15 protein-coding genes are annotated in these 13,233 nt (G+C 61.9%); 9 read left to right on the forward strand and 6 right to left on the reverse strand.

Features of this window, described 5'->3' with window-relative positions:
* Window positions 1-15 precede the first annotated feature (15 nt).
* The 6 genes from gyrB to dnaA form a co-directional block, all read right to left on the reverse strand.
* Window positions 16-1,950, reverse strand: coding sequence for a DNA topoisomerase (ATP-hydrolyzing) subunit B (gene gyrB / locus ACZM22_RS00525; RefSeq protein ID WP_489542758.1), 1,935 nt, complete (start codon window positions 1,948-1,950; stop codon window positions 16-18).
* Window positions 1,951-1,953: 3 nt separating this feature from the next.
* Window positions 1,954-2,217 (reverse strand): extracellular matrix regulator RemB, encoded by a 264-nt coding sequence (gene remB, locus ACZM22_RS00530; protein WP_483267286.1) that lies wholly within the window; start codon window positions 2,215-2,217, stop codon window positions 1,954-1,956.
* Window positions 2,217-3,320, reverse strand: a complete 1,104-nt coding sequence (gene recF, locus ACZM22_RS00535) for a DNA replication/repair protein RecF (RefSeq protein WP_483267287.1) — start codon at window positions 3,318-3,320, stop codon at window positions 2,217-2,219. The genes remB and recF overlap by 1 nt, the downstream gene beginning before the upstream one ends.
* On the reverse strand, window positions 3,307-3,525 hold the full coding sequence (locus ACZM22_RS00540) for an RNA-binding S4 domain-containing protein (protein WP_484436838.1): 219 nt from the start codon (window positions 3,523-3,525) through the stop codon (window positions 3,307-3,309). The genes recF and ACZM22_RS00540 overlap by 14 nt, the downstream gene beginning before the upstream one ends.
* A gap of 111 nt (window positions 3,526-3,636) precedes the next feature.
* A complete protein-coding gene (dnaN, locus tag ACZM22_RS00545; RefSeq protein WP_484423798.1) occupies window positions 3,637-4,749 on the reverse strand; it encodes a DNA polymerase III subunit beta in 1,113 nt (370 codons plus the stop codon).
* Window positions 4,750-5,000: 251 nt separating this feature from the next.
* A complete protein-coding gene (gene dnaA / locus ACZM22_RS00550; protein ID WP_484423797.1) occupies window positions 5,001-6,317 on the reverse strand; it encodes a chromosomal replication initiator protein DnaA in 1,317 nt (438 codons plus the stop codon).
* 342 nt (window positions 6,318-6,659) lie between these two features.
* Here dnaA and rpmH point away from each other — a divergent pair, with 342 nt between their 5' ends.
* From rpmH to ACZM22_RS00595, 9 genes are all read left to right on the forward strand, one after another.
* The gene (gene rpmH, locus ACZM22_RS00555; RefSeq protein WP_021859246.1) at window positions 6,660-6,794 is read left to right on the forward strand and encodes a 50S ribosomal protein L34; all 135 of its coding nucleotides are present in this window, start codon (window positions 6,660-6,662) and stop codon (window positions 6,792-6,794) included.
* Window positions 6,795-6,905: 111 nt separating this feature from the next.
* Window positions 6,906-7,250 (forward strand): ribonuclease P protein component, encoded by a 345-nt coding sequence (gene rnpA / locus ACZM22_RS00560; RefSeq protein ID WP_484438689.1) that lies wholly within the window; start codon window positions 6,906-6,908, stop codon window positions 7,248-7,250.
* Window positions 7,247-7,459, forward strand: coding sequence for a membrane protein insertion efficiency factor YidD (gene yidD / locus ACZM22_RS00565; protein ID WP_483267292.1), 213 nt, complete (start codon window positions 7,247-7,249; stop codon window positions 7,457-7,459). The genes rnpA and yidD overlap by 4 nt, the downstream gene beginning before the upstream one ends.
* A 45-nt stretch (window positions 7,460-7,504) precedes the next feature.
* Window positions 7,505-8,608, forward strand: coding sequence for a YidC/Oxa1 family membrane protein insertase (locus tag ACZM22_RS00570; RefSeq protein WP_489542759.1), 1,104 nt, complete (start codon window positions 7,505-7,507; stop codon window positions 8,606-8,608).
* Window positions 8,609-8,623: 15 nt separating this feature from the next.
* Window positions 8,624-9,505 (forward strand): RNA-binding cell elongation regulator Jag/EloR, encoded by an 882-nt coding sequence (gene jag / locus ACZM22_RS00575; protein ID WP_484423794.1) that lies wholly within the window; start codon window positions 8,624-8,626, stop codon window positions 9,503-9,505.
* A 191-nt stretch (window positions 9,506-9,696) separates the two neighbouring features.
* A complete protein-coding gene (locus tag ACZM22_RS00580) occupies window positions 9,697-10,542 on the forward strand; it encodes a radical SAM/SPASM domain-containing protein (RefSeq protein WP_489542760.1) in 846 nt (281 codons plus the stop codon).
* Window positions 10,543-10,544: 2 nt separating this feature from the next.
* On the forward strand, window positions 10,545-11,609 hold the full coding sequence (gene mutY / locus ACZM22_RS00585) for an A/G-specific adenine glycosylase (protein WP_489542761.1): 1,065 nt from the start codon (window positions 10,545-10,547) through the stop codon (window positions 11,607-11,609).
* A gap of 21 nt (window positions 11,610-11,630) precedes the next feature.
* On the forward strand, window positions 11,631-12,218 hold the full coding sequence (locus ACZM22_RS00590; RefSeq protein ID WP_484423791.1) for a thymidine kinase: 588 nt from the start codon (window positions 11,631-11,633) through the stop codon (window positions 12,216-12,218).
* A complete protein-coding gene (locus ACZM22_RS00595) occupies window positions 12,215-13,084 on the forward strand; it encodes a radical SAM protein (RefSeq protein WP_489542762.1) in 870 nt (289 codons plus the stop codon). Before ACZM22_RS00590 ends, ACZM22_RS00595 begins: the two co-directional genes overlap by 4 nt.
* Window positions 13,085-13,233: the final 149 nt, after the last annotated feature.

Here is a 13,233-nt window from a genome sequence, read left to right on the forward strand (position 1 = left end):
AGATTCCAGCCCTCCTTAATAGTCCAGATTCACAGCGTACTGTGCTTTACGCTCGATAAATTCCTTGCGTGGCTCCACCTTCTCGCCCATGAGGACGGTGAACGTGGCGTCCGCCTTCACGGCGTCGTCCAGCGTGATGCGCCGCAGGGTGCGGGTGGTGGGGTCCATGGTGGTCTCCCACAGCTCGTGGGCATCCATCTCGCCCAGACCCTTGAACCGGCTGATGTTGATGGTCACGTTGGGGTTGCCTCCCCGCATCTCGGCAGAGATGGCGTCCCGCTCCTCATCGGAGTAGGCCACCCGCTGCTGCTTGCCGCGGGTCAGCTTGTACAGCGGCGGCACGGCAGAGTAGACGTAGCCCTCCTCGATGAGGGGCCGCATATACCGGAAGAAGAACGTCAGCAGCAGGGTGCGGATATGGGCGCCGTCCACATCGGCATCGGCCATGATGATGACCTTGTGATAGCGCAGCTTGTTCTCGTCGAACTCCTCGCCGATACCGGCGCCCAGGGCGATGATAACGGGCTGGAGCTTGTCGTTGCCGTACACCTTGTCCACGCGGGCCTTCTCCACGTTCAGCATCTTGCCCCACAGGGGAAGGATCGCCTGGAACCGGCTGTCCCGCCCCGACGTGGCGGAGCCGCCTGCGGAGTCGCCCTCCACGATGTACAGCTCTGTCAGCTCGGGGTTATTCTCGTTGCAGTCCCGGAGCTTATCCGGCATAGCCGCGCCGCCCAGCACCGTCTTGCGCCGGATGGACTCCCGGGCCTTGCGTGCCGCCTCACGGGCACGATTGGCGGTCATGGCCTTATCCAGAATGGTACGGGCCACCACGGGGTGCTCCTCCAGATACACCGCCAGCTGGTCGTTGACGATACCGTCCACCAGTGTGCGGATATGGGCGTTGCCCAGCTTGGCCTTGGTCTGACCCTCGAACTGGGCCTCTGTCAGCTTCACGGAGATCACGGCGGTGATGCCCTCGCGGACGTCCTCGCCGGACACCTTATCGCCCTCCTTGATAAGGCCGTACTTCAGGCCGTAGGCGTTGAGCACGCGGGTCAGAGCCGCCTTGAAGCCGGTCTCGTGCATGCCGCCCTCCGGCGTGTGGATGTCGTTGGCGAAGGACACCAGCGTCTCGTTGTAGCCGTCGTTGTACTGCATGGCCACCTCGGCGGTGCTGTCGCCCTTGGCGCCGGAGAGATAGATGACCTCCTCGTGCAGCGGGGTCTTGTTGCGGTTGATATAGGTGACGAATTCGCGGATGCCGCCCTCGTAGCACATGGTCTCGGACTGCTCCTGTCCCGTCCGGGCATCGGTGATGGTGATGCGCAGGCCGGCGTTCAGGAACGCCTGCTCCCGCATGCGGGTGTGCAGCGTCTCGTAGTCGTAGTCCAGCGTGTCGAACATCTCGGGGTCGGGCTTGAAGGTGACGGTGGTGCCGGTGTGATCCGTCTCGCCCACGACCCGCATCTCCTGAGTGATGTGTCCCCGGGAGAACCGCATTTCGTAGATCTTGCCGTCCTTGTGTACCTGCACGGTCAGCCACTCCGACAGGGCGTTGACCACGCTGGCGCCCACGCCGTGGAGGCCGCCGGATACCTTATAGCCTCCGCCGCCGAACTTGCCGCCGGCGTGCAGCACAGTGAACACCACCTCCAGCGCGGGCCGCCCCGTCTGGGCCTGGATGTCCACGGGGATGCCGCGGCCATTGTCGGTAACGGTGATGGTGTTGCCCTCGTTGATGGTGACGGTGATGTCGGTGCAGAAGCCAGCCAGCGCCTCGTCGATGGAGTTATCCACGATCTCGTACACCAGATGGTGCAGGCCGCTGGCGCTGGTGGAGCCGATATACATGCCCGGCCGCTTGCGGACGGCCTCCAGTCCCTCCAGCACCTGAATTTCCGCCGCGTTGTATTCGTTGGCGGCGACGGTCTTTTCCATATCTGCCATATGTTATTCTCCTTTCCCCTGAGTGCGCTTGAGCAGCGTCTGGGAATTCAGCTGGGATATATAGATGATCTGCCGGTGGTAGGGGTGGTCGCACACCACGAAGGACTTGGGGATGTCCTCGCAGGCGGTCTGCACCACGCTGTCCTGCTCCGCCGTATTCAGAAACTCTCGTGTGATTTTAGAGGTAGACGTGTTGTCCAGATCGAAGATGCCGATGATGCGCTTGTCCTCCAGCATCACGTTCTGTCCGATATGCAGGTACGCCATCACAGCACCTCCCCGTTCCGGATATGGAACACGCGGCCCCGCAGCATGGTATCCAGCCGGTCGTTCTCGCAGCAGGTGATGAACACCTGCCCACCCCGTATCCGGTTGAGCACATACTCCTGCCGCCTGGGGTCCAGCTCGCTGAGCACGTCGTCCAGCAGCATCACGGGGTATTCGCCCACGGCGTTCTTATGGATCTCCCGCTCCGCCAGCTTCAGACTCAGCGCCGCTGTCCGCACCTGTCCCTGGGAAGCAAACTGTCTGGCGCTGCGGCCGTTGATGAGTACCTCCAGATCGTCCTTATGGGGGCCGGAGAGACACAGTCTGCTGGCCCGCTCCGCCGCCGCGTGGTCCTCCATGTGCTGCCGCAGGGCCTGATAGATGTCCATCTGCGGCCCAAAGGGGTCTGTCACGGTCCTGACGGTCTGATATGTCAGCGTCAGCTCCTCCTTTTCACCGGAGCATTCTCCGTGGGCCTGACCGGCATAGTCCGCCAGCGCCGCGCAGTACCGCGCCCGATAACCGATGAGCACCGCGCCCACGCGGCACAGCCGCTCGTTGAAGTCCGGCAGCATATCCAGCAAGTGGGGGTGCTCCTCGCTGTCCCGCAGGATGCGGGTCTTGTGGTCATACAGCCTGCCGTACTCCGCCAGCGCCTCGGCGTAGCGTGGCCGCAGCTGGCACAGGGACTGATCCATGAACCGCCGCCGTTCCGCCGCTCCCGCCCGGATGAGGAACAGATCCTCGGGGCAGAAGAACACAGTGTGCAGCACGTCGGACAGCGCCGCGTTGGTCCTGGCAGGCACGCCGTTCACCGTCATCCTCCGCCGTTTTTCCCGAAAAAGCTGTATCTCCGTGGTGAACTCCCGCTCACGGGAATAAATATGTCCCGTGACGGAGGCGTCCTGCCGCTCGAAGCCGATGAGCTCCCTGTCCCCGTGGGCACGGGGACTTCTGCCGCAGGACAGGTATACCACCGCCTCCAGCAGGTTGGTCTTACCCTGAGCGTTCTCGCCGTAGATGACGTTGCAGCTCTCATCCAGCTCCAGCGCCTGACGCCGATAGTTGCGGAAGCCGTCCAGCGTCAGCCTATCGACCCGCATACGTCACCGTGTAGTGCTTTCCCTGAAAGCACACATCGTCCCCGGGGCGGAGCTTCCTGCCTCGCATGGTACACACCTCGCCGTTCACCGTGACATCACCCTCCTGGATGACGACCTTGGCCTCGCCGCCGGTCTGCACGGCCGCCGCGAACTTCAGCAGGTCCTGCAATTTGATATATTCCGTTGTGATCTCGATGTTTTCCATATAATATTTTTTCCTCGCGTTCGAATCCACTGTGATAGAACAGGGAGAGATTTTGCGTTCCGCCGATAGCCTGCGTCCGCCGGCCGCAGGCGGGACGAAAAAGATCCCCTTTTATTGTGCCTTCAATCTTACGGGCAGTACCATATAGAGGAACTCGTCCCCTCCGTCCACCGGCGTGATGATGCAGGGGGAGATGCCGGTATTCAGCTGCATCTTCACCTTGTCCGCCGGCGCATAGCGCAGCGCGTCCATAAGATAGCGGTTGTTGAAGCCGATCTCCAGCTGCTGGCCGTCGCCGCTGATGGGGCAGATGTCCTTGGCCTCGCCGTTGCCGGTGCGGGCGGAGAGATACACCCGATCTGCATCGAACAGGCAGCGCACGGGACTTTTCAGCTTCTCGCTGATGACAACGGAAACGCGGTCCAGACTCTCCAGCAGCGCCTTGGTCTCCACCTCCACGCAGATGGGATTGTTCTTCGGGATAGCATTGCGGTAGTCCAGGAACTCTCCCTCCAGACGGCGGCAGATGAGCTGAGTATTTTCTGCCTCGAACATCAGGTGCCGCTTACCCTGCACCACCGTCAGCAGCGCGTCGGTGTCGGCGCAGATCTTCTCCACCTCGTTGAGGGCGGCACCCGGCGCCACAAAACGGAACGCGCCGCCGTCGATGCGCTCCAGCGGCTCCCGCCGCAGAGCCAGACGGAATCCGTCCACCGCCACCATGGTCAGCCCCGTGTCGCTGATCTCAAACAGCGCACCGGTGTGGATGGGACGTGCCTCGTTGGTGGACACGGCGAAGCTGGTCTGGTTGATCATGGCCTTCATGGTATTCTGCTGGATGGACACGGAGAACTCGTCGTCCACCGTGGGCAGCTCCGGATAGTCGTCTGCGGACAGCCCGGGCAGCTCAAAGCTGGCATCGCCGCACACCAGCTTCACCACATATTTCTCGTCGGCGGAGAACACCACGATATCGTCAGGCAGGCGGCGGATCATCTCGCCGAACAGGCGGGCATTCAGCACGATGCGGCCCTCCTGATGGATCTCGGCGGAGATGGCGGTGCGGATACCGGTCTGCATATTGTAGCCGGACAGCGTCAGCTGCGTGTCGCCCTCCAGCAGCACACCCTCCAGCGCGGGGATGGAGCTCTTGGCCGCCACCGCCCGGGACACGGTACTGACGGCCTGCTGGAGCAGCGTTTTTTCGCAGGAAAATTTCAGCATCTCTATCTCGTTCCTTTCTCGTATTTCGCAGGCATACTTTTCACGGACAAATCATAAACTAATCATTTATTTTTAGTAGCGTTAGTAGTAGAGAGAATTTTTGTGGAAATTTCCCCGAAGCCCTTGTGGGACAGAGATTTATTTTCCACTCCTTCTCTGGAAAAGGGAGGGAGCTTTTCCACCGTTCCCCTCCATTCTCTTTTTTTCCACCGTTCTTCCACGTGGATACCACGATCCCTGTGGAAAAAGCATTATCGCTTGCTGCTGATGTTGGTGGTGATCTCCTTGACCCGCTCGGCGAACTTGGGATCGGTCTGCATCTGCTTTTCCACCTTGTCCAGGGAGTGGAGGATGGTGGAGTGGTCGCGGTTGCCGAACTCCTTGCCGATGCCGTCCAGCGACGTGGCGTGCATACGCCGGATGAGATACATGGCCAGCTGACGGGCTGCCACCACGTCGCGGCTGCGGCTCTGTCCCCGCAGTGTCTCCTCGTCGATGTTATAGTAGCTGCAGATATAGCTGATGATGACCTTGGGAGAAGGAACGTACTCGTTGCTGCGCTTGAGCATATCGCGGACGGCGCGGCCCACGGATTCCTCGTCCACCTGGTCTCCCAGCAGATCGCGGTAGGCCAGTATTTTATTGAGGGTGCCCTCCAGCTGCCGGACATTGGTGGTGACGTTCTCCGCGATGTAGTCCATTACCTCGTTGGGCAGCTTCACACCCAGCAGCGCCGCCTTGTTGTGGATGATGGCCAGACGTGTCTCAAAGTCCGGCGGGGCTACGTCCACCATCAGGCCGGACTCGAAGCGGGACATCAGGCGGTCGCTGAGCTGTGTCATCTCCCGCGGCGGCCGGTCGGAGGTCAGCACGATCTGCTTGCCGGATTCATACAGCGTGTTGAACGTATGGAAGAATTCCTCCTGGGTCTGGATCTTGCCGGCGATGAACTGGATATCGTCCACCAGCAGGATGTCGGCCTGCCGGTACTTCTCGCGGAACTCGGCGTTGCGGTTCTCGCGGATGGAGCTGACCAGCTCGTTGGTGAAGTCATCGCCCTTGATATAGACGATGCGGGACTCTGGACGGCGGCTGCGCATCAGGTGTGCGATGGCGTAGAGCAGGTGGGTCTTGCCCAGTCCCGACTCGCCGTAAATGAACAGGGGGTTGAAGCCCTCCGCCGGCTTTTCCGCCACCGCCTTGGCCGCGGCGTAGGCCAGCTTGTTCTGGGGGCCCACCACGTAGGTCTCAAAGGTGAAGGCGTCGGAATCAAACAGGTTTCCCGGCCGGTCCGGCGCCACGCCGTGATAGGCCGCCAGCTGCTCGTCGCTGAGGATCTTTACCTCCAGATCGGTGGAGAAGATGTCCTTCAGCGCCGCCTTGATGTGGGGGAGGAACCGGGCCTCCACCGTGTTCTTCTTGAACGGATTGCTGCAGTGCAGCACCAGCGCCGAATCCTCCATGGTCACCACGGTGATCTCGTCAAACCAGGTCTTGATAGTCATGTCGGACAGCTCGCCGCTGAGACGGGCGAGGATACTGTCCCACAGATCTGACAGTGATTTCAAAGGAAGCTCTCCTTTCCTGTGATGTGTTTTCTGTGTACGCGCGGAAATGCACCCGTGAGGGCGCAAAATATCCCAGTACATTATACCAGACCCTGTGGAAAAAAGCTACTACATATTCTAAATATAAAGCAGTTTTTCTGCGGCGGGGCAGGGTGTGAAATGCGGCGGCAGTGGGCAATTTTATGTTGACATGACAGTTTTCGTTATGTATAATGTATTCCGCGCCGTTTTATGGCGTCTGATGTGTCGACTGCGGCAGGGAACAACGTCCTCTGCTGTCGAGTAAGAGCGGCGGCTCTGTTCCGCCGCCGGATATTTTTTTGAAGATGGAGGTGTCATGCAATGTTCCGTACCTATCAGCCCAAGAAGCGCCAGCGCTCCAAGGAGCACGGCTTCCGCAAGAGAATGGCCACCCGCAATGGCCGCAAGGTGCTGGCTCGCCGTCGTGCCAAGGGCCGCGCTCGCCTGACCCATTGAGGTCGCGGAAAGTGCATCGCACAGTGAGATAAAGCCTTGAGGGACGGTGGATATCTGCCGTCCCTACTGGTCTTTCTCCAAAAGACTGCGCTGAAGAAAAAGAGGGAACGTATGGACGCGCGAGTTACGGTAAAAGAGAACGGCGACTTCCGCCGCATCTATCGCAGGGGCCGCTCCGCCGTCTCCGGCGGCGTGGTGGTTTACTGCCTGAAGAACCGAAAGGGCATGAGCCGCCTGGGGGTCACTGTGTCCACCAAGCTGGGCCATGCCGTGGTGCGCAACCGCGTCCGCCGCCGCCTGCGGGAGCTGTACCGCCTGCATAAGGCGGAGCTGATCCCGGGCTACGACCTGATCGTGGTGGCCCGTGTACGGGCGGTGGACATGCCGTATGCCAAGCTGGAAAAGCAGTATCTGCACTGCCTTTCCCAACTGGAGCTGCTGCGGGAGGACGCATGAAAAAGCTGCTGCTGTCCCTGATCCGGTTTTACCGCCGTTCCATCTCACCTCTGTTTCCCCCCAGCTGCCGCTTTGTGCCCACCTGCTCTCAATATGCGCTGGAAGCCATTGAGAAGTACGGCGCGGCCAGAGGCGGATGGCTGGCCTTGAAGCGCTTTCTGCGGTGCCATCCTTTCCACAAGGGCGGCTGGTATGATCCGGTGCCCTGAAAATCCTGAAAGCCTCGTTTTATTTCACAACGAAGGAGATCATCCATGTTTGCACAACTCGGATACTACATCTGCGTACCGTTCGCGTGGCTGACCCGTCTGTTCTACACCTGGACGGGTTCCTATGGCGTGGCCCTGATCCTGTTCACCCTGCTGGTGAAGCTGGTGCTGCTGCCCTTCCAGCTCAAGAGCAAGAAGAGCATGCTGCGCATGAACCGCATGCAGAGCAAGATCAAGGACATCCAGACGCGGTATGCCAACAATCGGGAGAAGCAGCAGCAGGAGATGGCGGATCTCTACGCCCGGGAGGGCGTGAACCCCATGTCCGGCTGTCTGTGGTCTTTCCTGCCGTTCCCCATTCTGATCGCACTGTACTATATCATCCGCACGCCGCTGCGCTACTTCATGAGCCTGTCCCAGAGCGTGATCGCCGAGATCACCACTCTGGCCACGTCTCTGGGCTACGTCGCCGCCACAGACGGTCAGGCCGCTGCCTACGAGCAGATCTATCTGGCCAAATTCATCCACGAGCACTGGGCCGACTTTGACGGTAAGTTTGCCGGCCTCATCGACCTGAACTACAACTTCCTGGGCATGGATCTGTCCGCTGTGGGCAAGGACCTGTTCAGCCAGTTCCCCTCCGGCGGCTGGCCCGTCATCGGCATCCTGATCATGCCGCTGATCTCCGCCGGTCTGCAGTTCCTGATGACCATGATCTCCATGAAGAGCAATGGGAACACCCAGATGAACGGCTCCGGCAAGGCCATGATGTACATGATGCCCCTGATGACCGTGTGGATGGGCTACATCCTGCCCGCCGCTCTGTGCGTGTACTGGATCTGCAACGCCGCGTTCTCCTGCATCCAGGAGCTGTTCCTGAACAAGTACTTCAATAAGATCCTGGACCGTGAGGAGACCGACAAGGAGCGGGAGAAGCGGGAGAAGCGCTATGCCAAGATGCAGGCGGCCCGCGAGAACTATAACCAGCAGATGGTGTCGGGCAAGGGCGAAAAGAAGCCCCAGCCCCAGAAGAAGAAAAAGTCCTCCGACGGCGAGTACGGCGGCAGCACCACGGAAGCCGGCCGCGTGGGCCAGCGCCCCTACGCACGGGGCCGCGCCTTCAGCGAGGATCACTACAACGACAACTGATAAGGAGTTTTGTCTATGAGTTATATCGATGTAACGGGCAAGACTGAGGAGGAGGCCATTCGAAAGGGCCTGGAGCAGCTGGGAATGGACCGCGACGACGTGTCTGTGGAGATCCTGGAGCGGGCCAAGAGCGGCTTTCTGGGCATCGGCAGCAGCCCTGCCCGTGTTCGTCTGACCTACGGTCCGGAGGAGGCCCCTGTGGCCGAGCCGGCTCCCATTGTCAAGCCTGTTGTGAAGAAGCCCGCCGAGGAAAAGCCCGCGGCGCCTGCCGCAAAGCCTGCCGCTCCCAAGGCGGAGGACCGCCCCGCCCGTCCCCGTAACGACCGCCCTGACCGGAATGACCGGCCTGCCCGTCCTCCCCGCACGGACCGTCCCCAGCAGACGGAGCGCCCCGAAAAGAAGGATATCCCCACCATTGACCTGCCCCTGTGCGAGGACGAGAACGCCCAGCGCATCGTGGCTTTTGTCACCGGTCTGCTGGAGCATATGGACAGCGTGGCCCAGGTCAAGGTCTACGAGGTGGAGAAGGGCCGTTATAAGGTCATTCTCGAGGGCGACAAGCTGGGTCAGCTCATTGGCCGCCGCGGCGAAACGCTGGACGCCATCCAGCAGCTGACCAACTACGCCGTCAACACCGGCAGTGACAAGCGCATCCGCATCCAGATGGACGCGGAGAACTACCGCGCCAAGCGGGAGCAGAGTCTGGAGAGTCTGGCCGGTAAGGTGGCCGCCAAGGTGGCCAAGTACCGCCGCAGCGTGACGCTGGAGCCCATGAACGCCTACGAGCGTCATGTCATCCACGCCGCCCTGCAGGATGTGAAGGGCGTCACCACCTACTCCATCGGCACGGAACCCAATCGCCGCGTGGTGGTGGCCTACGACCGTGAGGGCAAATAAATGTTCCGCTTTTCCCATGTTTCACGGGAAACAATGCAGATAAGCACCAAAAAACGGCAGTCCGGCGGACTGCCGTTTTTTTGCTTGCACCCACGGCTTTCCTATAAGGATTTCCGCTTTTCAAACGGGGCTATTTGTGGTACACTGTCCCAAAGACTGAGGCAAAAACGCCGGAGAGGGGGGGAAGCGCCGTGTTCAGCCGCGCCTATGTGGAGATCACCAACGTGTGCAATTTGGCCTGCGCTTTCTGTCCGGGCACGGCGCGGGAAAAGCGCTTTATGACGCCGGGGACCTTTGCCCTGTTGGCGGGAAAGCTCCGGCCTTACACCGATTTTCTGTACCTCCACGTCATGGGAGAGCCGCTCCTGCACCCACAATTGGCGGAAATTCTGCACATTTGTGAGGAGCTTGGCTTCCGCGTCTGTCTCACCACCAACGGTACGCTGCTGCCGGAAAAGCTGCCTCTGCTGCTGGAAAGCTCTGCCATCCACAAGGTCAGCGTCTCCCTCCATTCCTTCGAGGGCAACGGCCGCAGCGATGGGCTGGAGGAGTACGTGGAGCGCGTCGCGGATAGCTGTCTTTCATTGGCGGGCGGGGGAGTCATCTGCGCCCTGCGCCTGTGGAACCAGGGGGGCGCGGACGCGGAAAATTTCCGGATACTTCGTGTTTTGGACCGCATGATGAAGAAGAATACGGAGACCCTGCCAAGAGACCGCCGCGGCAACCGCAGGCTGGAGGAAAATCTCTATCTGGAGGAGGGGGAGAAGTTCGACTGGCCCGACCCCCGGCAGGCCCCGCAGGATACCCAGTTCTGCTACGGTCTGCGCCAGCAGATCGCCGTGCTGTGTGACGGGACAGTGGTGCCCTGCTGTCTGGACAGCGAGGGACGGCTGGCACTGGGGAACCTTTTGTCACAGGAGATGGACGACATACTGGCATCGCCCCGGGCCCGGGCCATTCAGAAGGGCTTCGATGCCCGCCGCCCCGCCGAGGAGCTGTGCCGCCGCTGCGGCTACGCCGCGCGCTTTAACAGGTAACAATGGAACTGATGAGCTTACAAAAATTACCGGCCCCGCTGCTGGCGTGGTACGACGCCAACCGGCGGGTGCTTCCCTGGCGGGAGGAGGTGTCCCCCTACCGCACGTGGGTGTCGGAGATCATGCTCCAGCAGACGCGCGTCCAGGCGGTACTGCCCTATTTTCAACGGTTTATGGACGCCGCGCCGGATGTGGCGGCGCTGGCCGCCATGCCGGAGCAGCAGCTGATGCGGCTGTGGCAGGGGCTGGGATATTACAGCCGCGCCCGCAATCTGAAAAGAGCAGCGCAGACCGTGGTGCAGGATTTCGGCGGCGAATTCCCTGACAGTTATGACGACCTGCGGCGTCTGGCAGGCATCGGGGACTACACGGCGGGGGCCATCCTGTCCATCGCCTTCGGACAGGCCGTGCCCGCCGTGGACGGCAACGTGCTGCGGGTGGCGGCGCGGCTCACCGGCGACAGCCGTAACGTGCTGGAGACAAAGGTACGCGCCGCGTTCCGGCAGGCCATGGCCGATACCATGCCCCAGGACCGGCCCGGGGACTTCAACCAGGCCCTGATGGACCTGGGGGCGGCAGTGTGCCTGCCCAACGGAAAGCCCCTGTGTGACCGGTGTCCCGCCGCAGGCTTCTGCACCGCGAAGCGGGACGGGACACAGGCGCTTCTGCCGGTGCGGGAGAAGAAAAAAGAGAAGCGCGAGGTGCGTCTGACCCTGTTCATCATGAAGAAAGAGGATGGCACCGCGGCCCTGCGGCAGCGGCCGGACACGGGACTGCTGGCGGGGCTGTGGGAGTTCCCCCACGTGGAGGGGGAGCTGGACGAGGCGGCCGCCGCCGCGCAGCTGGCGGAGTGGCACGTGACGCCGCTGCGGTGGGAGAAGATCCTCCACGCCAAGCACGAATTCACCCATCTCCGCTGGCGCATGACCGGCTACCTGCTGACGGCGGCGGGGGAGGGGGAGCCGGACTGGCTGTGGGCCGATGCAGCGGCGCGGCAGCAGCGGGCCATCCCCTCGGCCTTTCAGGTATTTACGGCGGCGCTGGACGGCAGTACCGCAGAGGAATGAGATAAAAAAGGAGAAATGACAATGGCTCAGCTTTACTTCAAATACGGCGCCATGGGCTCCAGCAAGACGGCCAACGCCCTGATGGCCCGCTTCAACTATGAGGAGCGGGGACAGGAGACACTGCTGGTAAAGCCGCGGCTGGACACCCGCGACGGCGACCACATGGTCTACTCCCGCATCGGCCTGAAGCACCCCTGCATCTACTTCGATGAGATGCGCGCCATGGCGGACGCAGATTTACAGCGCTACGCCTGCATCATCATCGACGAGGCCCAGTTCCTCACCAAGGAGGAGGTCTATTATCTGGTGCATCTGGTGGACGACTGCGGCATCCCCGTCATCTGCTACGGCCTGCGGGCGGACTTCAAGGGCGAGCTGTTCGAGGGCAGCTACCACCTGCTGGTGCTGGCGGACAAGCTGGAGGAGGTCAAGACCATCTGCTGGTGCGGCAAGAAGGCGGCGTTCAATGCCCGCTTCGATGAGACGGGCCGCGTGGTGAAGGAGGGTGCGCAGGTGGTGCTGGGCGCCAACGACAAGTATATCGGCCTGTGCCGCCGCCACTGGATCGCCGGTGATCTGGGACCGGACTTCGACATCCACGCCGTATGATCTGCCGTCTCTGTCCCCGCGAATGCGGGGCGCAGCGCACCGAGCAGAGGGGCAGCGGCTTCTGCGGCATGCCCGTGGGCATTCGAGTGGCCCGGGCCGCCCTGCACCGCTGGGAGGAGCCGCCCATCTCCGGCACCAACGGCTCCGGCGCGGTGTTTTTCTCCGGCTGCACCCTGCGGTGCTGCTACTGCCAGAACCACGCCATCTCGGCGGAGGGCTTCGGCAAGGATGTGACCCCCCAGCGGCTCCGCGCCATCTTTGAGGAGCTGATCGCCCAGGGCGCGCACAACATCGACCTCATCACCGCCACCCACTTCCTGCCCTGGATCCTGCCGGCGCTGGAGCCGAAGCTCCCCGTGCCGCTGGTGTATAACTGCGGCGGGTATGAAAAGGTGGAGACGCTGCGGCGGCTGGAGGGACTGGTGGACATCTGGCTGCCGGATATGAAGTACGCTGACGGCGGTCTGGCGGCGGAGCTGTCCGCCGCACCGGACTATTTCCCCGTGGCCGCTGCGGCCATTCAGGAGATGTTCCGCCAGACGGGACCCTATGTCATAGAGAACGGCCTGCTGCGGCGGGGCGTGGTCATCCGCCATCTGGTGCTGCCGGGATATCCGGACAACAGCCGCCGCGTCATGGACTGGGTGGCCCGGACGTTCCGGCCCGGGGACGTGCTGTTCTCGCTGATGAGCCAGTATACCCCCCAGCCCGACGCACAGGGGCGTCTGGCCCGCCGCGTCACCCGCGCCGAGTACCGCGCCGCCGCGGAGTACATGCGCAACTGCGGTATTGTGGACGGATTCACCCAGGAGCGGACGGCGGCGAAGGAGGAATATACGCCGCCATTTGACCTTACCGGCGTCTGAGCGGTGTTTCTTTCGCCAATACGGCGTTGCGGCTCCTCGACATACACCCAGTATGCCGTCGTCGCCGCGCCTTGTCTTGACGAAAGCTCCATCCGCTCAGGAGCGGCGCCTCTTTCGCCCATCCGGCGCTGCGGCGGGAGGGGAACGGG

The sequence above is a fragment of the Vescimonas sp. genome, from assembly GCF_057856985.1.